A 22,137-nucleotide genomic window follows, 5' to 3' on the forward strand; every position below is an offset into this window, starting at 1 on the left:
GAAGGGCTCAAAAGGAGAGGGGTAAACCATTGGGCTATGCATCCACTGCAAAGAAATCAACAGTTCCTGCCGGGGGCTGGTCCGACCTTTGGAGACAGGAAGATTATTGGGCTATGTGGCTGGGTCTAACGATCATTCTGTTAGCGATCGTATTTTGGAGTATTGGGAATAACTTCATGAATTGGATTGTACTTAAGATACCAAGTTATAGTGACTACAGAACTGCTATAAGTTATCTTACTAGCCATAAGAGCGCTATCTTGGCACTCTATTTGTTTTTTCTCATACTATTTTCAATTGCGGTTAAGGTCCTTAGCGGAGAAGTCCAACGATTTTTAGTAGGATTCACTTTTCTTTTTTCAATGAGTATTCTTGTTTCGGTGTGGGGTTCTTGGGATGTCATGAAACGATATAACTTTGAAACTCCGTTGCTCGCACTCGTAGTAGGCCTTGTTATAAGTAATTTTTTAAAGATTCCCTATTGGCTAAGTACCGCACTCCAAACCCAATTTTACGTAAAACTTGGCATTGTGTTAATGGGTGCTTCCCTCCCATTTACTTTAATTATCCAAGCAGGTTCAACTGCTTTTGCTCAAGCAACAATTATTTCCCTAGCTACCTTCCTCACTATATATTGGACTGGAACACGGGTATTCGCGTTAGATAAGCGCTTTGCTGCTACACTGGCAGCGGGAGGATCGATCTGCGGAGTTTCTGCTTCTATTGCCATTGGCGGTACAGTAAAAGCAGAAAAGCAACACGTGTCAATTGCAATTTCTCTGGTTATTCTATGGTCTATCATTATGATTTTTATCCTCCCCTTAGCAATTAAAGCCTTAAATATTCTACCCGGTCCAGCAGGTGCTTGGATTGGTACAGCCGAATTTGCTGATGCTCCTGGTATGGCCGCAGCGGCTGCAATAAATGAACAAGCAATCAAAACTTTTACCCTCATGAAGGTTGTCGGGCGTGATATGTTCATTGGGATTTGGTGTTTTATCATGGCGCTTACTTCGATTACAAGATGGGACAAAAGGTATGCCGGCACCAATCCCAATGCTCTCGACATCTGGATTCGCTTTCCGAAATTCGTTTTAGGGTTCATTGTAGCCTCAATCATTATAACTATCTTAGCTGCTTCTGCTAATGGAGTAACCTCCAAAGCGATTGATAATAACATTATTAACCCGATTAGCGAGTTAAGAAATTGGGCCTTTATCTTTACCTTTCTCTCTATCGGCCTATCCAGTCGCTTGAAGGAACTTGCTTCAGTCGGTTGGAAGCCGTTTGCAGCTTTTACTGCGGGCGTATTAATAAACATTCCACTCGGATATCTTTTATCTGTTGTAATTATGGGTAACTATTGGATTACAATCAAATAAATCTTTTTCTGCTAAAAAGGGATTAATAAACATTCTCAGATAGTTTGAAGATTAAGGAGAAAAAAATATGCACAAAGATAATGAGACTTGTGTCCAAAGAGCTCGGTTTTTTTTCTATTTTTTTGAAAAGCCCAAGGAGACCCCTCCTTTCGATCAGATAGTGAAGGTAAAGCAGGTAAAGCCTGAAGCAATTCGTAATTTAAATAAGTTCTTGACCTCAAGATTAGAGCGGATTGCTACCATGATGGAATTGCTGACTGAAGTTCATAAGGACTGGGCAATCACAGGTAAAAAGGATTACATCCTCATGGAAACCGAATCCTATGATTTTAACGCCTCCCTCCAGATTTTAAAAGAACATGGCTTCGACGATAGCGAGTTTATCCTTAAAGTTGAATATACTCGCAAATGGGGAGTCTTATAAATTTCATCTTTAGTCTCTCTGCAAAATTTTTGCAGAGAGACTTTTTTATTTTCGTCAGCTGCCACTTCGCCAAGGCTAACAAGAAGGCTAATACGTGCGAAGACAGTGTCTGCATGAAGGGTTAATACGTGCGAAGACAGTGTCTTCGTGTGTGTGTGGGTGGGGGGGGCTGTCAAGTTTTCATTATGTTTGTAGCTTCGAGACATTTTGTCATGACAATTTGGCACAAGTGACAAATTGTCAGATCTCTTCATCAATTTTAACCTCCTCCGTTATGGGTTAAAAGCGTCTGTTTACGCTAGTCTTCACCAGAACAGCTAGTTGGCATAGTAATTGCTTATAGGTTTATATAAGTATTTAAATAATGGGACAAAATTGGGATTCATAAAGGAGATGAACTATCCGGTCTTGATCCGTAAAAAGGGGGGTGAACTCGGGAAGGGAATTATTTCTATATTATTGAGTTCGCAAAAGGGTTTCTAGCTATTTTTAAAAAGGAGTGTAAACAAATGAGTGAAGGATGCATCATTGAAACGCCACCAACCACACCATCCGGTGGCTGGTCCGATCTATGGAAAAAAGAGGATTATTGGGCAGTCTGGTTAGGCTTAGGGGTCGTAGCAGCTGCAATATTACTTTGGCTCACAGGCAGTACCTTTATGAAGTGGGTAGCAATCAGCGTGCCTAGTTACTCTGATTTTGGCAAGGCAACCACTTACCTCAGCAGTCATGTAGGTGCGATCTTCGGACTATATCTATTTTTCTTAATATTGTTTTCCGCAGCAGTAAAAGTCCTTGGTCACAAATTAAGTCAATTCATTCCAGGATTTACCGTTTTATTTATTATGAGCATTGTTGTCACGGTTGTGGGTTCTTGGGATGTAATGAAAAAATACAACCTAGAAGCTCCACTTCTTGCTCTTGCAGTTGGGCTTATTATCGGCAATTTTGTTAAACTACCAAGATTTATGGATGCCTCGTTACGGACAGAGTTCTTCGTCAAAACTGGTATTGTACTAATGGGTGCGACCCTTCCTTTTACCTTAATAATGCAATCCGGCCCGATGGCATTCCTTCAAGCAACCATAATTGCTGTGACCACGTATCTCACGATCTACTGGGCCGGAACCCGTCTCTTTGGTTTAAATAAGCGATACGCAGCCACACTTGCAGCTGGAGGATCGATTTGCGGTGTATCCGCTTCGATTGCTATCGGAGGTGCAGTTAAAGCAGAGAAACAGGATGTATGTGTTTCTATTTCCTTAGTCATCGTGTGGGCCATCGTCATGATTTTTGCCCTCCCAGTCTTTATTAAAGCTTTAGGAATTGCTCCCGGTCCTGCAGGAGCTTGGATTGGAACCTCTGAGTTCGCCGATGCAGCTGGAATGGCAGCTGCTGCATCCATTAACGAGCAAGCGATTAAAACCTTTACCTTGATGAAAGTTGTTGGCCGCGACATGTTCGTTGGAATCTGGTGCTTCATCATGGCTTATATCTCGATTACAAAATGGGAGAAGAGAGAAGATGGCACCAAACCTAAGGCTGGTGAAATGTGGACCCGCTTCCCAAAATTCGTTTTAGGCTTCTTTGTTGCTTCGATTATTATCACCATTTTAGTTGCGAGTGTTGATGCCGCGACATCCAAAGCAATTACTGCTCAAATCATTTCTCCCATTAAGGAATTGAGAGGTTGGGCCTTCATTTTTACTTTCCTTTCGATTGGCTTAACCACTCGCTTTAAAGATCTTACCTCTGTGGGTTGGAAACCTTTTGCAGCGTTTACCACAGGTGTCTTCGTTAACGTACCTCTCGGTTATCTCCTTTCAGTCGTAGTGATGGGCGGTTACTGGGCTTTAGTAAAATAGCAAATTCGGTTTAATCCAATATCATTAAATTTGATCTGATCTAATCGCAAGAAGCCCTCCCAACGTCTGGGGGGCTTCTTGTTGTCTTTCAGCGAACTCATCTTACCCAACAACCTAAATCCGACATAAACTTGAACAGTCTTGTTATATACTTATAAAGAATTCAGTTATATTTTATAGGCGATTATTTACAGTATGAGGAGGAGCTAGAGTTGAACATTTTTGACCCTAAGAATCCTATTATCAATAGAATCCTCGACTTTTGCTTTCCTGTATTGGTCACCTATTCTATTGCAATAATACTGCTAATAATATTAGATTTATTATCACATCGGTAGTCCGTAATGGTATTGTAATGTGAATATTTCAATACTGTCCAGGGAGTAGACTGAGTAAAAAAGTCTACCCTCTTTTTTATTGAAAACTCTATTTAAGGGAACAAAAAATAGTAAGCTCGTGCTACACTAAGAGTACACACGTCGTCATTTGTGCCTATGCGATGAAAAACAGCGGATGGGGGCCAAAAGTTGAAAAAAAGCTCAATTCCTTGGTGGATGCGCATTAAAGTCCATTTTCTTTTGTTTGGAGTCACTATGTCCATTCTTCCTCTGTTCTTTCTTGGGTATCTAGGTTTTACATCGGTGCGACAGAATCTACAAAAAGACATCTATGAACAGAACTTTGAGCAAGTAACCGTTCTGGCCGATGAAATGCGGGACCTCCTCGCCAATATTGAGAACAGCTTGACCCTTACGAAGGCAACAAGCGCCTACGCTCTGATTGGGAAGGATGAAACCGCACGTCAGATTATTTTGGAAACGCTTTTACAAAAAGAGTCCTTTATCGAAGAAATAAAGGTTTCAGATAAAAATTTTAACGTCATCGATCAAATCGCTTTCCAAGAAGGTATTTCCTCTTATTCCTCTGCTGCGAAAATTGAAAACCCGATCTCCCCGGAAAAGTCCTCTGCTCTGAGTGACGTGTTTTTCTCGAATGACGGACGCCCCGAGATCTACGTAACTACAACCGTTCAAGACCCCAAGACTAGGGACAGAATCGGATATTTGCAAGCGAAAGTAGACTTAAAAGGGATCATCGGCCGATATCTTAATCTACGGTTGGGTGAGGGGGAGTACGTATTTTTAGTTGATCATGACGGCAATTTAATAGGCAATACCGACACTAGTCTTGTTTCGCATCATGAGGAGATTCGTCAAAATCCTGCAGTTCAGAGTTTTCTGGAGGGGGAGGCATCTTCTCCGGGAAGTGAGTACAAAAATCTTGACGGCGTGACCGTCATCGGAGCATTCGCTTCAGTGGGTGCCCCGAATTGGGCAGTATTTATCGAACAGCCGGCCCGTGAAGCGAATAGACCAATCTTTGAATTTGCTTTGCGACTCATCGTAATTGCTATCTTAATCATGGCTCTTGTCATGATTTTAAGTATTTCTTTTGGTTTAAAGGTGGTTCATCCGATTGAAAATCTTGAGGCTCAAGTCCGACGAATCATTTTAACGGGTGACTTGGAATCCCATATTCCAATGGAGAGTTGGGATGAAATCGGGAGGCTAGTCAAATCCTTTAATCAATTATTGAATTCATTGGATCAAAAGAATGAAAACCTAAAAGACGAAAAAGAGCTGTTAACCACTGTTGTTGACGGCGTTGGTGTCGGAATGGTGCTTTTAAATCCTGAAAAGAAGATTATTTGGTGGAATACGAAGTTTGCTGAATGGTTTGGCGGTCATTTAGCAAATCTCCCGTGTGACCAAGTTGTTAACGGAGAAAGAATGGAGAGTATTCACCCCGAAAATGTCCGTAATATTTCTGTTTTTGTGAATGAGGAACGCCGCCACTTCCGTAAGATGTATTATGAGTTGTCACCTGATAATCCAGAGAATGCGGCTTACTTGTTACTACTTGACGATGTAACTCAAGAAGTCGAAATGGAAGCCCGCATGATTGAGACAGATAAAATGGCAGCCCTTGGACTTTTGGCCTCGGGAGTAGCTCATGAAATAAACAATCCCTTAGCTGTCGTTGCAGCCCATAGTGAAGACTTACTGGACCGCTTGAATGAAGAAGAGCAAGAACCAACCCGAGAGGAAATCAAGACTGGTTTTAAGATCGTCTTAGAGCAAATCGTCCGCTGTAAGCAGATTACAAATCGATTACTTGGTTTTGCCCGCAAGCGCAGCAATGGAAATGACCTCATTGATATTGGTGTTGCCAGCGTGCAAACACTTGGACTTTTAGATCACAAGACAAAACAAAAGCAGATCAAAATTGAGCTTGAAATGGGAAATAGTCTCTTTGTTCTGGGAAATGAAAATGAGTGGCAGCAAGTGGTTCTCAATCTAATCAACAACGCTTTAGATGCCTCCACAGCAGGAGGAGCGATCGAAGTTAAAGGCTATTGCGAAGGTGAAAAAATTCATTTTATGATCAAGGATTATGGCGAAGGAATTCCACAAATCAATCTCAAGAAGGCTTTCGACCCGTTTTTTACAACGAAATCCGTGGGACAAGGAACAGGCTTGGGATTATACGTAAGTTATGGAATTGTTCAGAAAATGCAAGGCGATATGGCCTTAGATAGTACGGAAGGTCAAGGAACATGTGTAAAGATAACCTTACCTCTCCATAAGGCAGGAGATTACAGCAAATGAAGCACTATCCAAAGATTCTAATCTTAGACGATGAGGAAGCTTTGCGCGCGATTATCGCTCAGCGCTTGAAGCGTAAAGGCTATGAAATAGTGGAAGCCGGCACAGCTGAAGAAGGGTTATCCCTTCTCAAAGAAACTTTAATCGATACTGTCCTGTTAGATATTAAGCTACCTGACGGTGACGGACTTATCCTTTTACCAAAGATCAAACAACTCCAACCTGATCTCCAAGTCGTGATGTTAACAGGAAATGGGACGATTGAGTCAGCCATTGAAGCCATGAAACATGGCGCATATGATTACTTGACCAAACCTTGTAACTTGTCTGAGCTGGAAATTACGTTGCAAAAAGCCCTTGAAAAACGGATGTTACTGTTGGAAAATACAGGGCTCAGACAGGTTGTGAACCGACAAACTCCAGAATTAAAAATCATCGCTGATAGCGCACCCATGGGAGCACTCCTGGAGATGACCCGTAAGGTTGCTCAAACGGATACATCAGTCCTTATCCAAGGCGAAAGCGGCGTGGGTAAGGAATTGATAGCTCAAGCAATCCATCTTTGTAGCTCAAGGGTCAACCACCCCTGCGTTCCTGTAAACGCTGGCGCAATTCCAGAGTCATTAATCGAGAGTGAGCTTTTTGGCCACGAAAAAGGAGCCTTTACAGGAGCAGGAACTCAAAAAATCGGGTTAGTGGAAATGGCTGATAATGGCACTCTCTTTCTCGATGAAATCGGTGAAATGCCCTTATCTATCCAAGTAAAGCTGCTCCGGTTTTTAGAAAGCGGGGAATTCCGACGTGTTGGAGATACGCGACTCCGCCGAGTAGATGTTCGGATTGTCGCAGCAACTAATAGAAACCTTCAGCAGGAGATCAGCCAAGGACGTTTTCGTGAAGATTTGTTTTATCGCTTAAATGGCTTAACCTTAATCGTCCCCCCGCTGCGCGAACGGCGGGATGATATCCTTCCACTTGTAAATCATTTCCTGAAAAATCAGAGCAAAAAGAAATTACTTCATCATGATTATGTTTTATTACAAGAAACGCAAGAACTATTGCTAAATTATGATTTTCCAGGTAATGTTCGTGAACTCTTTCATCTCATCGAGCGCGGACAAATCTTGTCTACAGGTGGAAGGATTGCTCCTCAAGATATTTGGGGGAAATTAGAGCAAGCTCTGAAGGCCTCCCCCTCTTTAGATTCCGACGAAGGTTTTTTTGATCTATTCCGAGACAATCGTTATCCATCCTTAGAAGACGTTGAAAAGCACTATATTTTAGCTACTCTAAAAAAAGTTAAGGGCAATAAAACCCAAGCAGCAAATTTATTAGGAATCAGTGTACGGAATCTGTATCGTAAGATACAAGGTTATGAGAACAACGATCTTCTCTAGGACCGTAAAGAAAACTTGGCTGGCGCCCACACTAAGACACTGTCTTCGCAGGGATTAGCCCTTCTTGCAGCATATAACGTAAGTTTATGCTTTCTGATAGTACAATAAAAAGGGCTCCTCCTAATTCTTGTTATTTAAATATCGGTGGCATTTTTCTAAGAAAGTTATTATGCCTTTCTCCTCAGCCAGCTTTTTATCAAGGGTCATATCCCCTCTTCCTAAGCGATCGCATAATCCAAGAAGTGCTATCTCGTCAAGGGAAACCTCAGCAGCCATTCTTTTAATATCTGCAAAAGGTAATCCCTTAGTAACGAAGAGTATTTGCATATGCCACCTTACCATTTTGGAAACTTGATTTATAAATTCCTTGTCATCACTAAGTTCCGCAAGAAATTTAGCAGAAAGCCTCTCCCCCAATTTATCATGATCGTATGCGGTTATTCTTCCTTTCGTCATCTTTGTGGTGGCAGCTTTGCCCAAATCATGGAGTAAAGCTGACCACATAAGTACTTTGGGATTTTGGCTGAGATTTTTCCGTTCCGCTGCATTATCTAAAACTAACATTGTATGGTTCCAAGCACTCCCTTCTGGGTGATGCTGCGGAGATTGAGGTACTTCCTTTAAGTCGCCCAGTAAGGTGTAAGGGTATTTTAATTCGAAGATGCCTGATTTGCTTAATTCGATAAAGTACTTTGAAGGCTTTTTGTCATTCAGCAAATGCTCATTAATTTCAATAAATATTTGCATCTATTTTGCTCCAATTAAACAGTATTTTAATCTATGGTTTCCCAAACTTCCTGTATTTAATGCAATCATTCTCTTGTCCCCCTCTTATTCTCGTACATCCACACTTACACACGAATCATCTATTGACTTGTCTATGGCGATGGTTTCAACAGATTTGTTTTTGAGAAGACTGTCAATTTAGGATGAACAGTAATACTTGACTATTTAATCATTCTAACGTACAATATGCTTAATCGCATAGTTGAAGGGGAGTAGCTCTCGCAGCAAAGTCGTCATTTCGGGATTAAAAACCCCCGGCTTTGTTGGCAACTATTAAGTTGTAAGCAAGACCTTTACCAGAATTAACTGGTAAAGGTCTTTTTTTATATATTTTTATGACTTTATATTGACCAAAAGAGAGGAGCTTAGGACATGGAATTTTTTTCACCAGACTTTATATCTGCCCTATTGTCCGTAATCATGATTGATTTAGTTCTCGGCGGCGACAACGCCATAATTATCGGCCTGGCCGCCCGTAATCTTCCCCAAAATAAGCAAAAAAAAGCAATCCTCTGGGGCACACTTGGAGCAGTGCTCATCCGAATAGTCGCTACCCTACTGGTTGTCTGGCTTCTGAAAATTCCTGGACTTTTGCTGGCTGGAGGACTTTTACTGATCTGGATGGCTTACAAACTTTTAGTGGAAGAAAAGAAAGAGCATCAAACTAAAGAATCTACCAGTCTATGGGTAGCTATTCGTACTATTATGGTCGCAGATGCAGCTATGGGTATCGATAACATGTTAGCCGTGGCTGGGGCCGCCCACAGTAATTTTCTCATCGTCGTGTTTGGTCTGCTCGTTAGTATTCCAATTGTTGTTTTAGGCAGTACTGTAGTTATTAAACTCATTGAACGTTTCCCTTTTATTATCTATCTGGGTTCCATGGTAATCGCCTATACCGCTGGGAGCATGATTGTAGAAGAACCGATCCTGCATTCCTTCTTTGCTACGAATGCCTATTTGGAATGGTTAGTTATCTCAGCTATTGTGCTGGGTGTCATCATTTCCGGCAGGCTGAAAATGCATGTTAAATTACAAACCAATCATTAAACTCATTTGATCTTTTATTATTTGAGAGGAGAAATGAATAAATTATGACTGGATTCGGAAATCAAGCCAAAACTGTCATGCTCATGAGTTTGTTAACCATTTTAGTAGTCCTAATAGGCCAAGCTTTAGGTGGGGAAAGCGGCATGGTGCTTGCTTTCCTGCTTGCCCTCGTAATGAACTTCGGAAGCTATTGGTTTAGTGATAAAATAGCTCTGTCGATGACCAGAGCCCAGTTCGTCACTAGGGAGGAAAAACCTCAGCTATACGCGCTAGTGGAAAATCTAGCTCAGAATGCCAACCTGCCTATGCCAAAGCTCTATCTAACCCCTTCTCAACAGCCTAACGCGTTTGCTACCGGACGGAATCCGGCTCACGCAGCGGTCGCAGTGACTGCAGGTCTTCTTACTCTCCTGGATCGGAATGAGCTAGAAGGCGTAATCGCCCATGAATTAGCCCATATCAAAAACCGGGACGTTTTTATCGGTACGATCGCCGCAGTAATGGCCGGTGTGATTACGACTCTAGCTAACTGGGCCCAATGGGCTCTAATGTTTGGCGGACTTAATGGTAACGATGAAGAAGAAGGTGGCGGTCTGGCAGCCCTGCCGCTTATTATCTTAGGACCGCTTGCAGCTTTACTCGTACAAATGGCTATTTCACGTTCCAGGGAATACTTGGCAGATGCTACTGCAGCCAAAATAACAGGTCAGAGTACTGGTTTGACCAATGCCCTTCTTAAATTAGAACGCGGATCGCAAATAATTCCCATGGATGTTAATCCCGCAGCCAGTCACCTGTTCATTGTTAACCCACTTAATACCAAAAGACTGCTCTCTTTATTTAGTACTCACCCGCCAATTGAAGAGAGAGTTAAACGGTTAAACAGTCTATGAACCTCGCGAACCTATACTTCTTTGAGAAATGGGGGTTACCAACTCTGTGAACTCGCTTACGCTAAAGCTGAACATCGAATAAGGAACACCCACTGATAGAAGTGGGTGTCTGAGAATTGATTAATCAAGTTATAATCACGAAGTAAGCAGAAATGATAATCTAAGCTTAGCAGCTATCATAACCAATAAAAATAAGGACGTGATCATGTGAAATTAAAACAAATGGCTGGGACTATATCGATTATTGTAATGTTATCAACACCTACATTGGCACAAGCGCAGGTTGCTTCAGGTAAGTCAGAAATACTTCTTATGGATCAGTCCCTTGTGGACGGAGTAAACCTGAAAAGTGAACAAGCAAACGTTCTCCAAGCCAAGGTTGAAACATCAGATATAAATACAACCGGCTTAACCAATGATGAAATTAAAATACAATTTAAGGCAGCGGGTAGAGAAAAACACCTCATAACTCTTCAAGAACGTGCTAAGTCGCTCGATATTGATATTACTGACCTAAGCAATGATCAAGCAAGAAAAAAGATTAAGGCAGCAGAAAGAGCAAATACTCTAACCCGCCTTTTAGCTGACGCCAAAACACTTGGCATTGGTATTGAGTCAAAGCAGTCCACCAGATGAGATTAGCTGCATTTTGTCACCTTTTTCAAAGCTGGACGAAATAATCCAGACTGCTGTAAGGATTCTCGCGTCAATCACCATTGCTTGGGAAGCAGCATTGCCAGTATCCTTCCTACCAAAGGAATTCTTATAATATTGTTGCGGTGGATCACCTTCAAAAAAACCAATAACAACATATAAACAAATGCAGAAAATAGGATTCCAATCCCCATGGTCAATCCAATTCCCAATTTTGATGTACAATTATTGAGATAAGAAAATACCGCCCTTCCCAGGTATCCCATCGCAACCCCTGCTGCTAAAATTTTGGTTATCTTCTGGACGTCGAGAAAAAAACCAATTAATTTTATAACGGAAGAGTAATGTAAGATCGTTTCCAAGATAACACCCAGGCTAATAGCTAAGATTACGCCATTTATGGCCAGCTTCGGATTAGAAGCCAACGGATAAATAAAAGCAACCGTCGTGCATTTAGCCATGATATTGTTAAGCATCGCTGTTTTCGCTTGCCCCATTCCGACTAAAACCGATTGGAGTGGTGACTGTAGATAATTCAACAAGAAAAAGGGCGCAATCAATTTTAGGAGTGGCGCCGCTGTCGGCGCGTGGTAAATCAACGTCATTAATTCCTGCGCATACAGATACAGTACAATAGTGCTCGGTGCGCCCACGATCAGAGCAACCCCGCTAGCTTGATTTAACCGACGTTTGATTAGCCTAAGATTGTTTTGAGCATTTGCTTCACTAATAGCAGGAACTAAGGTAACTCCAAGCGACTGGTTGATAAAGCCAGGGAAAAACAACAAGGGCATGACAAAGCCTGTCAACATTCCATATTGTCTTGTAATCAGGGCAGAACTGACTCCTGCCAGAGCCAGACTTTTAGTAATCACGATCGGTTGCATAGCCCGAGAAACCGAAATCACAAAACCATTACCCGTAGTAGGCAATCCGGTCTGTAATAGTTCGATTAGAATATTTTTTCCGCGAAATACTCGACTCCATCTAGGACGAGAAACCTGAAATTTCCTATGTGATATTCTGAACAGAACAATAAAAACAAGTAAGGAACATGCTTCGCCCAATACGCTGCTAAGCACTGCTCCGGCAGCCGCATATTCAATACCCCTAGGAATCAACCACTGTACCAATATATAAGTAAAACTTACCCGCACAATTTGTTCGATAACTTGCGCAAAGGCAATCGGATTCATAGTTTGTCTTCCTCTAAAATAGCCTTTGAGCACCCCAGATACTGCTCCAATAGGTATAATCGGGATCATTGCCATAAATGAATAATACGACCGCGGATCGGTCAAAAAGTAGCGTGAAAATACCTGGCCACCTAAAACCGAGAGAAACACTACAAGGACACTCAAACTTCCCGTTATGACTAAGGATATAATGAGTATCTTTTTTACTTTTGCCCCATCTCTTTGGGCATCTGCTTCCGCGACTAAGCGAGAAATAGCCACCGGCAACCCGATGGTCGTTAAGGTCATCATCAAACCCATAAAGGGCATGACCATCTTTTTTAACCCAATTCCTTCGGGACCTAGAACTCTGGAAAGAACAATTGAATTGCTGAAAACTAAGATCTTGGTTATGAAAGAGGCTACCGTTAAAACAAAGGCCCCTTTGACCAAACTTTGTTTCTTCATAAGGTTAACCTTTCTAAAAACAATGTTTGATCTATGTCTATGTAAGCCTAGGGCATTTCAAAACTATTTTCCGCCAAGTTCTCTAGGAACTCCTACTTACTCGCTTTAATATAGGTCCTATGGGGAGTTGACTAAGCCCCAGCCCCCATAGGAGCCAGACTGCAGGCCAGCTTTTGCGCAAGAAATAGATTAAAAGTAGGATACCAATAATTCGTCCGATATTCAGTGGTATCTCACGAAAGCATAGAAATTCAACTTGATAATCAGCCGTTTTCCTGCAATTGCGGATAACATTGTAAGAAATTGTGGTTAACGGTACAAAGACCAGTGGGAAAAACAAACTATTCGCGATTCCAAACAACCAAAAAGATTTTAAGTTAGGTTCCCAAAGCACAATTGTCGTGAAAAGCGTCAAGAAAACCCCACCAAGGAGCATCGAAAGAAAGCGACGCTCCCTCTTAATATATCGTCCAACAAAATAGTAACTTAGCAAGGTTATTATCGATAGAACAAAATTAAAAAACCCTAACTGAAGTTCATTTTGAGAAAATTCATAGTAGATAAGTATCAACAAAAAGGACATCACGCCTTCCCGCAAGCCACGAAAGAACATAGACCAACTCACTTGTCGCCACTCTGCTCCGATCAAAGCTCTAGCTTGAGTGAAATTACACTGAGGTTTGCGTGTATTAACTACAAATGTTCTCGTAACTGTGGTCGCTAGCATAAAGCAAATTACCATGATGCTGAATACGGCGATATACCCAGTAAAAGTCCCCAAACTTCCAATGATGGCTCCACCGAGTAACGGAGCCACCATGCCCGCTAATGCGCTCGCAACACCATTTAAACCGGAAAATTTATCTCTATTTTGATTATTGGTCCAATCATATGTGGACACGTTATAACCGAAATAATAGAGACCCTGTCCTAAACCCATTAACACTCCGAACCCAGGTGCTAAGAAAGCAATTTTATTTTTTAATAGAAGAACTAATAGAAAGAAACAAACATGAACAAGCAAACCTAAACGAATACTTATGATAATTCCTTTTTGTTTAAACAGATGAGTAGCCATGAAGAAAACAAAGGGCACAGTGGTAAACTGAAATAAATTAAAAACAGCTGCTGTCTCTAGGTTGTGCGAGATTTTCCAGAGATAAATATTGAAGAAAATATTTGATAGACTTACTCCGGTCAAAAACAAAGTATGGACCAATAATAACCTGCTTGCTTGTGAATCAAGAGCAGTGTAATTCTCTGAACTCATCCTTTTGCCCCCCTTTACAAAGCTAAGATTTCACCATTACACGTGCAGGAAACAATGTAGACCTAAGACTATCACAAGGATAAGTCTTAGGTCTAGAATAAACAAGTTATTTAGAGCGCTTGTTCCTTAACAATGTCTACGCCAGCACTCGCTCCAATTCTTGAGGCACCGGCTTCAACCATCTCCAGGACTTGCTGCAGGTTTTTTATGCCACCAGACGCTTTGACGCCCATTTCTGTCCCCACGGTTTGACGCATGAGCGAAATGTCATGCGCATTCGCACCGCCTGACCCAAACCCTGTGCTGGTTTTTACAAAATGTGCACCAGCCTTTTTTGCTAACTTACAGGCTAAGATTTTTTCCTCATCGTTTAAATAACATGTTTCTATGATAACCTTGGTGATTGCTTTAGGATTAGCTTCCCTGGCTGCTTCGACCACTGCTGAAATATCCTGGAAGACATCATCTTCACGACGTTCCTTGAGTGCACCAACATTGATTACCATATCGACTTCCATGGCTCCATTTTTCACAGCCTCTTGGGCCTCAAAGGCTTTAGCAGCCGTTGACGTGCTGCCAAGCGGAAAACCGATAACCGTACAAACTAAGACTGCTGAATCTTTAAGGAGTTTAGCTGCAAGCGGAACATAGGATGGGTTGATGCAAACCGAGGCAAAGCCATACTCTAATGCTTCAGTGCAAAGTTTTGTGATATCTTCTTGAGTAGCTATAGACTTCAAAATGGTATGATCAATTAGTTTAGCTAGTTCGTTTCGAGTCATGGTCATTTTGCTTACCCCTTTAATCTTAACAAATACCTCTTATTTTGATGCGGCAAATGTCAGTTTGTCATTAATATATTGAGCGGCATTGTCTTTATTGATCAGAGTGGTTCCCGCATCAATAAAGGCATCATATGTTTTACCATCCAGAACTCCCAGAGCTGTATCAACCACTGTTTTGCCCAGCAGTTGTGGGTCATTTAAGACAGTTGCGTCATACTTGCCGGTGGGGATTGCTTTAATAGCTTCCATTAGGCCGTCCACACCAACAATTTTTACTTTGCCGGCTAATTGGTTTTGTTCCAGAACTTGCAAAGCACCTAAAGACATATCATCATTATGGGCATAAACCAAGTTTACATCTGGATTGGCTTGGAGTAAATCCTGGAATGCTTTGACAGCTTTAGAACGAGTGTAATCACAATACGGTCCCTGGATAACCTTAATCCCAGGTTCTTTATCTACGGCTAAATGAAAACCGTCACGACGATCCATCATAACCTTGCCGCCAGCATCCCCTTGAAGTTCAATAATTTTACCTTTAGCCTTACCTTCTCCACCTAGTAAGAGCACAGCTTCTTTTCCTGCTAACTCACCCATTTTCTTATTATCCCGACCAACAAATGTAGCAACCTTGCCATCTGTCGGACGATCAACGGTCACCACTGGAATATTTGCTTGTTTAGCAGCGGCAAGTGAAGGCGCAACTGCCGTGGGATTGGAAGGGTTAAGAATTAGAACATTGATTCCTTTGGTGATTAAATCTTGAATGTCTTTATTTTGTTTTTCAATATTATTTTGAGCATCCACATAAACGAGTTTAGCACCCTTGGCTTCTGCTTCAGCCTTCGCTGCATCCATTAAGGATACATAAAATGGTGAATCTAAGGTTACTTGGGAAAATCCGATGACGACTTGTTTAGGAGCATCTTTTGGAGCATTAGTTTCAGCAGTTTTAGCAGCACCACATCCAGCAACCCCTATCAAAACAGACACCATAGTTAATGCTAACAAACCTCGTAATTTTCTCATCCTAAATCCTCCTCTTATTTATTGTCTTCTCAAACAAGAACTTGCCTATTCTAAAGTTTAATAACGCCCCCCCTTTCAAGGTAGGAATATATCAATGAGCATTTTCGCCCATGACAAACTTATTGAGGATTAGGGCAAGCACGATGATCAAACCCATAAAAATTTGCTGATAATAAGATGCCAGCCCAACCAGATTGAATATATTGGTAATAATACTCATTAATAGAACACCAGCAAACGTTCCCACTACCCCACCGACACCGCCAGCTAAACTGGTTCCACCTAGAACAACTGCCGCAATCGCATTAAGTTCTGCCCCACTCGAAGCGGTGGGCTGACCTACCGTTAACCAAGATGTCAGTACTATGCCAGCCAAGCCCGACAGAATCCCGGAAATAACGAACACTGAGATTAGATGTCGATTCACTCGTACACCAGAGAGATGAGCTGCTTCTGGATTTCCTCCTACAGCGAACAAATTTCTACCATAAGGGGTGTATTTTAGCGCAAGCGCTGCCACAATTGTGAGCATAATCCAAACTAATCCACTCACTGGAACTCTACCAATAAACCCAGCCCCTAGAAAACTAAACGATTCGGGCAGACCGTAAATTGGTTGACCATTCGTAACCAACAATGCCAAACCTCGAGCGGAAACCATCATGGCTAACGTGGCAATAAAGGATGGAATACTAAATTTCGTTGATAAAAAACCGCTGACGAAACCTAATCCCCCTCCAGCTGCCAGCGCCAGGATAATCGCCAACGGTATTGACCACCCAGCGGCCAGTAACATGGCTACCACCATACCTGACAGGGCTGCAATAGATCCAACCGAGAGATCGATGCCAGCTACTAGGATGACGAAGGTCATTCCAATCGCCATGATTCCCGTGACAGACGATTGTTGCAGAAGATTTAGAAAATTTTGGATAGTAAAAAACCTTGACGACAAGGTCGATGCAATGATGATAAAAACCACTAATAAAATCAATAAGTTATACTTCCCCAAAAAATAGCCCAAATCTAACGTTCTACTCTTTTTCGCACCAGTGCCAATACTTACATTACTCATAAACTCTTACCCTCCCGTGACCGCACAATGAAGTATGGCGTCATCTCTAAAATCTTCCTGCTGAAATTCCCCGGCAATATTACCATTAAACATAACGACCATTCGATCGCACAATTGTACTAGCTCAGCCAATTCTGACGAGGCGACGATAACTCCGAACCCCTTGTCAGATAGACCTTTGATGATTTTGTACACTTCTTCCTTAGCTCCAATGTCAATCCCTTGAGTTGGTTCATCAAAGAGCAAAATATTCGAGTTCTTAAGCAGCCATTTAGCAATAACAACTTTCTGCTGGTTACCACCACTTAAATTCTTCACTGAGGCTCGAATGGAAGGAGTAACTACCATTAATTGTTCAACTTGTTCATTCACATGTTTAAACATTGTTGAATACCTCAATAATCCAAACCAAGTATAGTTCTTAAGTGAGGGAACAACTGCATTTTCCCACACCGATAGGTTTAACAGTAGCCCTTGCGTCTTCCGACTTTCAGGAACCAAGGCAATCCCCTTCTTCATAGCTTCTGCAGGAGATCGGAACTTAACTTTCCCACCATTTATGTACAATTCACCCTTTTGTAAGGGATCCGCTCCATAGATAGCCCGTAAAATTTCAGTCCTCCCAGAGCCGACCAGACCATAAAGACCGAGAATTTCTCCTTTATATAATGAAAGATTGATTGAGGTTAACTTATTAGTGTGAATGTCTTTCATGGTTACAAGTTCTTCTATGGTTGATATAGGAACCTTTGGTTTCTTCTCTTTTGAAAGAGCATGTCCGATGATCAATTCCACTAATTGATCCTGAGTAATCTCTTTTAGCTGTTTCGTGGCAACATATTGGCCGTCTCGTAAGACAGTGACTTTGTCTCCCACTCTGAATAATTCTTCCAAACGATGCGATATATAGATAATACTGATCCCTTTATTCTTCAACTCTTGAATTACCCGTACCAACGTTTCAAACTCTTCGCTCGATAGGGTTGCTGAGGGTTCATCCATAACGATCAGCTTCGCATTAGATGCTAAGGCCTTAGCTAGTTCCACAATCTGTCGATGCCCGATACTTAAGCAACTTACCGGTTCCATAACATCAATCTTAATGCCTAAGCTATCAATTAAGGCACGTGACTTCTTCGTCAGTTCTGCCCAATCTAATAAGTAACGATATTTCCTCGGGTATTTTCCAATGAAGATATTTTCCGCAACGGAAAGGTTGGGTAAGAGAGATAATTCTTGATAGATCACTGCAATTCCCAAGCGATTACTGCTAATAGGGTTCGTGATATTGGCTTGTTTTTGGTCAAATATTATTTCGCCCTCGTCCATAGAATAAACGCCTGCTAGAACTTTCATTAAAGTCGACTTGCCCGCTCCATTAGCCCCTATCAGACAATGTACCTCTCCAGCTTCCACACTCAAATTAACCTTCTTGAGTGCTTGTACTCCTGAAAAGTCTTTGGAAATACCGCGCATTTCCAAGATCAACTTGTTTTCACCCATCGCTTCCTCCCCTTTGCTGAAATCTATACATTTGGTGCATCTGGGGCGCTAATAGTTCATAGGTCTTTTTATATTGTTTAAAATAAAATGAATAAAGTTCATAGTTAGCACGTTCTGGATAAATATCTTCGCCATAACAAACCATCACCTTTGAAGCTTCCAATAAATTCGAATACAATCCTAATCCACTAGCGGAACAAATGGCACATCCTAAAACTCCAGCCTCACTAAAGCTAGGTAGACGAATCGGGAGACCAGTTACATCTGCAATGATTTGAAGCCACAGTCGATTCTTTAATGCTCCCCCACTCGCGATAAGCTGTTGAATTTTAAAGTTTGTTGCTGAAAAGCTTTCCAAAATATTTCTAGTCCCGTAGGCTACGGATTCGAGTAAGGAACGATATAAATGAGCTCGAGTGTGGCTCAAGGTTAATCCCCAAAAGCTCCCTTTAACCAGTGGGTCACGATAAGGAGTTCGATTACCTTGCCAAGTATCCAGAACGACGATCCCTTCTGAACCGGGTGAGATTTTAGCGGCTTCCTCAGCAAGGATTTGATAAGGTTCCTCTCCTGGATGGGTAAACTTGAGATCCGCAGCAAAATGATCTTTGAACCATCTTGTTAATGAACCACAGGACACTTGACCTCCCTCTAGGAGCCACAACCCCTCCACCAAAGCATTAGGATAAGGACCCCATAATCCAGGACGATAAATTGCATCGGGTAGTTGTGCCAAGTGCACAAAGCTAGTACCCATGATAATTCCCATCTGGCCTGGTTCGACTGCTCCCATACCCAAAAGACCAATATGGGCATCGATCCCCCCCTGAAATACCATCACACCCTCTGGGATACCCAGTTCTAAAGCGGTTTCATACTGGATTTTTCCTACAGGCTGACCGACCGGAATAACTTCTATTGGTAATTTGTTCTCATAATCATCTAGACCAATTTCGGTCATAAAATCCGGCGACCACCCCCCCTCTACATCAACGTAATTCCATTTACAAGTAGCCGTACAGCGTGAGGATACCCAACGCCCAGTTAACCGATAATTAAGCCAGTCTTGTTCTTCAACAATCAAACTCGAACGATTGTATAGATCCGAACAATTTTCTTTTAACCAGAGAACCTTAGGAATCATCCACTCCACAGAATCCGACCCACCAGAGTATTGCAGGCGCGAATGTCCTGATTGATTAATTCGTTCAGCCTCTTTGACCGCACGGTTATCCATCCAGAGGATTGCTTGGGTTAGTGGCTGACCAGTGTTATCAACCGCTAGAACTGTGGAAGATGTAGAACAAATGGTTAGACCCTTTATTTGGTTCACATCTTCCACACTCGTCAAACATATTGCTAGTGCATGTTTAAAGGACTGCCACCAACTTTGAGGGTCTTGCTCGGCCCAGCCAGGCTGGGGGTAAGATGTGGGGTATTCAGCAAAGGCCATCTTCACTAAAACACCGAATTGATCAATAACGGCTACCCGAACACCTTGTGTCCCAAAATCAGCTGCGAGCAGCAGCGTAACACTGGCATCCATTTGTAATCCCCTCCTGTGTTCAGGGTAAAAATAAAACTTTATTAAAGAAGAAATCTTTATCCATTAACTTTTTGAAAATCTCTGGTCCCTCATCCAAACTTAGACGATGACTGGTAATCACGTCTGTTTGAAGCTTCCCTTCAGACATTAGCTCTAGGCTATAAGTCCATTCACGTCCTGGAAATGGATTAGAGAAAGAATTCCATGAACCTTTAACAGCTAGCTCATGCCTAAGAATAGTATTGACGGCCTTTTCGCTAAGCTCTAATTTATCGTGAGATATACCTACAAAAACGACTCTAGCTAACTTACCTGCAGAACAGACCGCCTGATTTTGAGCAATACGTGATCCTGCAGTTTCTATCACTAAATTAATACCTTTTCCCCCGGTGAGAGCACTGAGCTTTTCAATCGGGTCTTCTGTGAGACCATTAATGACCTCATCAGCGCCAACATTTTTCGCAACCGCTAATTTATCATCTTTAATATCGACCGCAATAACCCGACTAGCACCCAGGATTTTGGCAAATTGTATGGCAAAGAGTCCAATAGGACCTGCCCCGAATACTGCAACTGTTTCTCCTGAACTTAAGCCACCATTCCAAATGGCATGAATAGCATTGGCCGCCGGGTCTGTCATAGCACCAGCTTCAAATGAAACATTGTCCGGCGTTAATAGCAAATTGCCGACGGGTACATCGACATATTCAGCCATAGCTCCATCACGTCTGGAACCGAAGTAATCGTACGATTCACACAGAGAATAATGCCCAGTTGCACACCACTGGCATGATTTACAAGGAATCAAAGGAGCTACTACGACCCTATCTCCAACCTTCCATGCTCCAGCCTCGTTAACTGCAACAATTTCTCCGCTAAATTCATGACCTACCGTAAGGTTTGGACGGTAAGCACCGAAGACATTCACTCTGCCAATATCCGATCCACAAATTCCTACAGCTTTGACTTTGACCAATACATTACCCGCTTCTAGCTCTGGTATTTCAACATCTTCCACTCGAACATCTCCCGGGGCAAACAACTTAATCGCTTTGATAATCAACATCTCCTAACAGATTATTGTTCATTTTTTAATGTCTAATAGTTCAAGACATTTTTGAGCAGCAACTTCATCAATAAACAGAGTGTTAATATACCTGCCTCTTAAGGCTCCAATGATAGCCTCCGCTTTCTCTTCGCCATTAGCAACACCAATCGTATATTCCTTAGCACTAAGATCTTCTAAGGTAATTCCCACGGTTCGTTGGTTTAATTTCTCATCTGCAATTGTTCCATCTAGGCGAAAATAGCGGGAACAAATGTCTCCAACTGAACCATTGTTCAATAATTCGTCGTATTCTTCATGCTTGAAATATCCAGCCTTAACAAGGATAGATTCTTCAGACACTCGTCCAATACCAAGAAGGGCGATTCGCGCTTCTCGACCTAAATCAAGAGTTTGTTTAACATTAGAATCAGCAACGAGCGCTCTGGCCAACTCTACACTATCGACAATCGCTGGAACGGGTAGCATATATGGCACAGCATGAAAGGCTTGAACAAATCGTTCCATGATGGTTGTCGATTGGGTAGATAGATAGTTCTTAGTAACCCCGCCATTGAGCTGAACAACTTTGATATTTTCTGCCGGGTATTCTTCGAGATGGTTTACTACAAAATGTAAGGTCGTACCCCAAGATACCCCAATCACATCTCCATCATTGACGATCTCACCCAGAAAATTGCTAACAGCACGACCTAAATCATTGCGAATCGCATCAGGGTGATCAACAGTAACAGGTACTACGTAAACTTGTTTCAGATCAAAGTACTCTCGTAAAGTATCCGCTAATTCGTCAACCGATTGCAGGGTATAAACGACTTTGATTTCTACAATGCCCTCTTTATGAGCCTTATCAAGAAGGCGACTTACTTTAGCTTTTGAGATACCTTCAATTTTGGCAATTTCATCTTGTTTATAACCAAACTCATAATACATACGAGCAATTTTAACCAACAATCTGACTATATGCTTCACCTTCTTCCTTATCTCGCATTAATTGGTTTTTTCAGAATAATCTTAGTTGAGTGTATATTCTCTAAAAGTCCTCATATCCCTGCTTGATTTGAAATTAATTTCTTTAGTGTGGAATTAATTTCAATGTACAT

Annotated in this window: 18 protein-coding genes; 8 read left to right on the forward strand and 10 right to left on the reverse strand. The window is 41.9% G+C overall.

The window, feature by feature from the left end:
• The first annotated feature begins 29 nt into the window (after positions 1-29).
• The 5 genes from DOT_RS27070 (at position 30) to DOT_RS27090 (ending at position 7,734) form a co-directional block, all read left to right on the forward strand.
• Positions 30-1,382 carry a putative sulfate exporter family transporter gene (locus tag DOT_RS27070; RefSeq protein ID WP_009624841.1) on the forward strand — a complete coding sequence of 451 codons (1,353 nt, stop codon included), beginning with the start codon at positions 30-32 and terminating at the stop codon, positions 1,380-1,382.
• Between the two features lie 67 nt (positions 1,383-1,449).
• Positions 1,450-1,806 carry a hypothetical protein gene (locus DOT_RS27075; protein WP_009624842.1) on the forward strand — a complete coding sequence of 119 codons (357 nt, stop codon included), beginning with the start codon at positions 1,450-1,452 and terminating at the stop codon, positions 1,804-1,806.
• A 509-nt stretch (positions 1,807-2,315) separates the two neighbouring features.
• Positions 2,316-3,671 carry a putative sulfate exporter family transporter gene (locus DOT_RS27080; protein ID WP_009624844.1) on the forward strand — a complete coding sequence of 452 codons (1,356 nt, stop codon included), beginning with the start codon at positions 2,316-2,318 and terminating at the stop codon, positions 3,669-3,671.
• A gap of 527 nt (positions 3,672-4,198) precedes the next feature.
• Positions 4,199-6,340 (forward strand): ATP-binding protein, encoded by a 2,142-nt coding sequence (locus DOT_RS27085; protein ID WP_009624845.1) that lies wholly within the window; start codon positions 4,199-4,201, stop codon positions 6,338-6,340.
• Positions 6,337-7,734: a sigma-54 dependent transcriptional regulator gene (locus DOT_RS27090; protein WP_009624846.1), complete on the forward strand. Its 1,398-nt coding sequence runs from the start codon at positions 6,337-6,339 to the stop codon at positions 7,732-7,734. The genes DOT_RS27085 and DOT_RS27090 overlap by 4 nt, the downstream gene beginning before the upstream one ends.
• Before the next feature lie 120 nt (positions 7,735-7,854).
• On the opposite strand, the gene DOT_RS27095 is transcribed toward DOT_RS27090, so the two are convergent.
• The gene (locus DOT_RS27095; RefSeq protein WP_009624847.1) at positions 7,855-8,481 is read right to left on the reverse strand and encodes an HD domain-containing protein; all 627 of its coding nucleotides are present in this window, start codon (positions 8,479-8,481) and stop codon (positions 7,855-7,857) included.
• A gap of 411 nt (positions 8,482-8,892) precedes the next feature.
• On the opposite strand from DOT_RS27095, the gene DOT_RS27100 reads away from it, so the two are divergent.
• The 3 genes from DOT_RS27100 to DOT_RS27110 all read left to right on the forward strand — a co-directional run bounded on the left by DOT_RS27100 (position 8,893) and on the right by DOT_RS27110 (position 11,099).
• On the forward strand, positions 8,893-9,570 hold the full coding sequence (locus tag DOT_RS27100; RefSeq protein ID WP_009624850.1) for a TerC family protein: 678 nt from the start codon (positions 8,893-8,895) through the stop codon (positions 9,568-9,570).
• Positions 9,571-9,614: 44 nt separating this feature from the next.
• Positions 9,615-10,463 (forward strand): zinc metalloprotease HtpX, encoded by an 849-nt coding sequence (locus DOT_RS27105; RefSeq protein ID WP_009624851.1) that lies wholly within the window; start codon positions 9,615-9,617, stop codon positions 10,461-10,463.
• 207 nt (positions 10,464-10,670) lie between these two features.
• Entirely contained in the window at positions 10,671-11,099 is a 429-nt protein-coding gene (locus DOT_RS27110) for a hypothetical protein (RefSeq protein WP_040413559.1), read from the forward strand.
• 74 nt (positions 11,100-11,173) lie between these two features.
• Here DOT_RS27110 and spoVB read toward each other — a convergent pair whose 3' ends face one another.
• The 9 genes from spoVB to DOT_RS27155 form a co-directional block, all read right to left on the reverse strand.
• On the reverse strand, positions 11,174-12,760 hold the full coding sequence (spoVB, locus tag DOT_RS27115; protein WP_009624853.1) for a stage V sporulation protein B: 1,587 nt from the start codon (positions 12,758-12,760) through the stop codon (positions 11,174-11,176).
• An 82-nt stretch (positions 12,761-12,842) separates the two neighbouring features.
• Complete coding sequence (locus DOT_RS27120) at positions 12,843-14,030, reverse strand: MFS transporter (protein WP_009624854.1); 1,188 nt, start codon at positions 14,028-14,030, stop codon at positions 12,843-12,845.
• A 110-nt stretch (positions 14,031-14,140) separates the two neighbouring features.
• The gene (gene deoC, locus DOT_RS27125; RefSeq protein ID WP_009624855.1) at positions 14,141-14,812 is read right to left on the reverse strand and encodes a deoxyribose-phosphate aldolase; all 672 of its coding nucleotides are present in this window, start codon (positions 14,810-14,812) and stop codon (positions 14,141-14,143) included.
• Between the two features lie 39 nt (positions 14,813-14,851).
• On the reverse strand, positions 14,852-15,844 hold the full coding sequence (locus tag DOT_RS27130; RefSeq protein WP_009624856.1) for a substrate-binding domain-containing protein: 993 nt from the start codon (positions 15,842-15,844) through the stop codon (positions 14,852-14,854).
• 91 nt (positions 15,845-15,935) lie between these two features.
• Positions 15,936-16,919: an ABC transporter permease gene (locus tag DOT_RS27135; protein WP_009624857.1), complete on the reverse strand. Its 984-nt coding sequence runs from the start codon at positions 16,917-16,919 to the stop codon at positions 15,936-15,938.
• Positions 16,920-16,925: 6 nt separating this feature from the next.
• Positions 16,926-18,422 carry a sugar ABC transporter ATP-binding protein gene (locus DOT_RS27140; protein ID WP_009624858.1) on the reverse strand — a complete coding sequence of 499 codons (1,497 nt, stop codon included), beginning with the start codon at positions 18,420-18,422 and terminating at the stop codon, positions 16,926-16,928.
• The gene (locus DOT_RS27145) at positions 18,415-19,968 is read right to left on the reverse strand and encodes an FGGY-family carbohydrate kinase (RefSeq protein ID WP_009624859.1); all 1,554 of its coding nucleotides are present in this window, start codon (positions 19,966-19,968) and stop codon (positions 18,415-18,417) included. The genes DOT_RS27140 and DOT_RS27145 overlap by 8 nt, the downstream gene beginning before the upstream one ends.
• 19 nt (positions 19,969-19,987) lie before the next feature.
• Positions 19,988-20,986: a galactitol-1-phosphate 5-dehydrogenase gene (locus tag DOT_RS27150; RefSeq protein WP_242833923.1), complete on the reverse strand. Its 999-nt coding sequence runs from the start codon at positions 20,984-20,986 to the stop codon at positions 19,988-19,990.
• A 66-nt stretch (positions 20,987-21,052) separates the two neighbouring features.
• Positions 21,053-21,967, reverse strand: coding sequence for a sugar-binding transcriptional regulator (locus tag DOT_RS27155; RefSeq protein WP_242833924.1), 915 nt, complete (start codon positions 21,965-21,967; stop codon positions 21,053-21,055).
• Between the last annotated feature and the right edge of the window lie 170 nt (positions 21,968-22,137).

Origin of the sequence: Desulfosporosinus sp. OT (genome assembly GCF_000224515.1) — a bacterium.
In the GTDB taxonomy this organism is placed as follows: Bacteria; Bacillota; Desulfitobacteriia; order Desulfitobacteriales; family Desulfitobacteriaceae; genus Desulfosporosinus.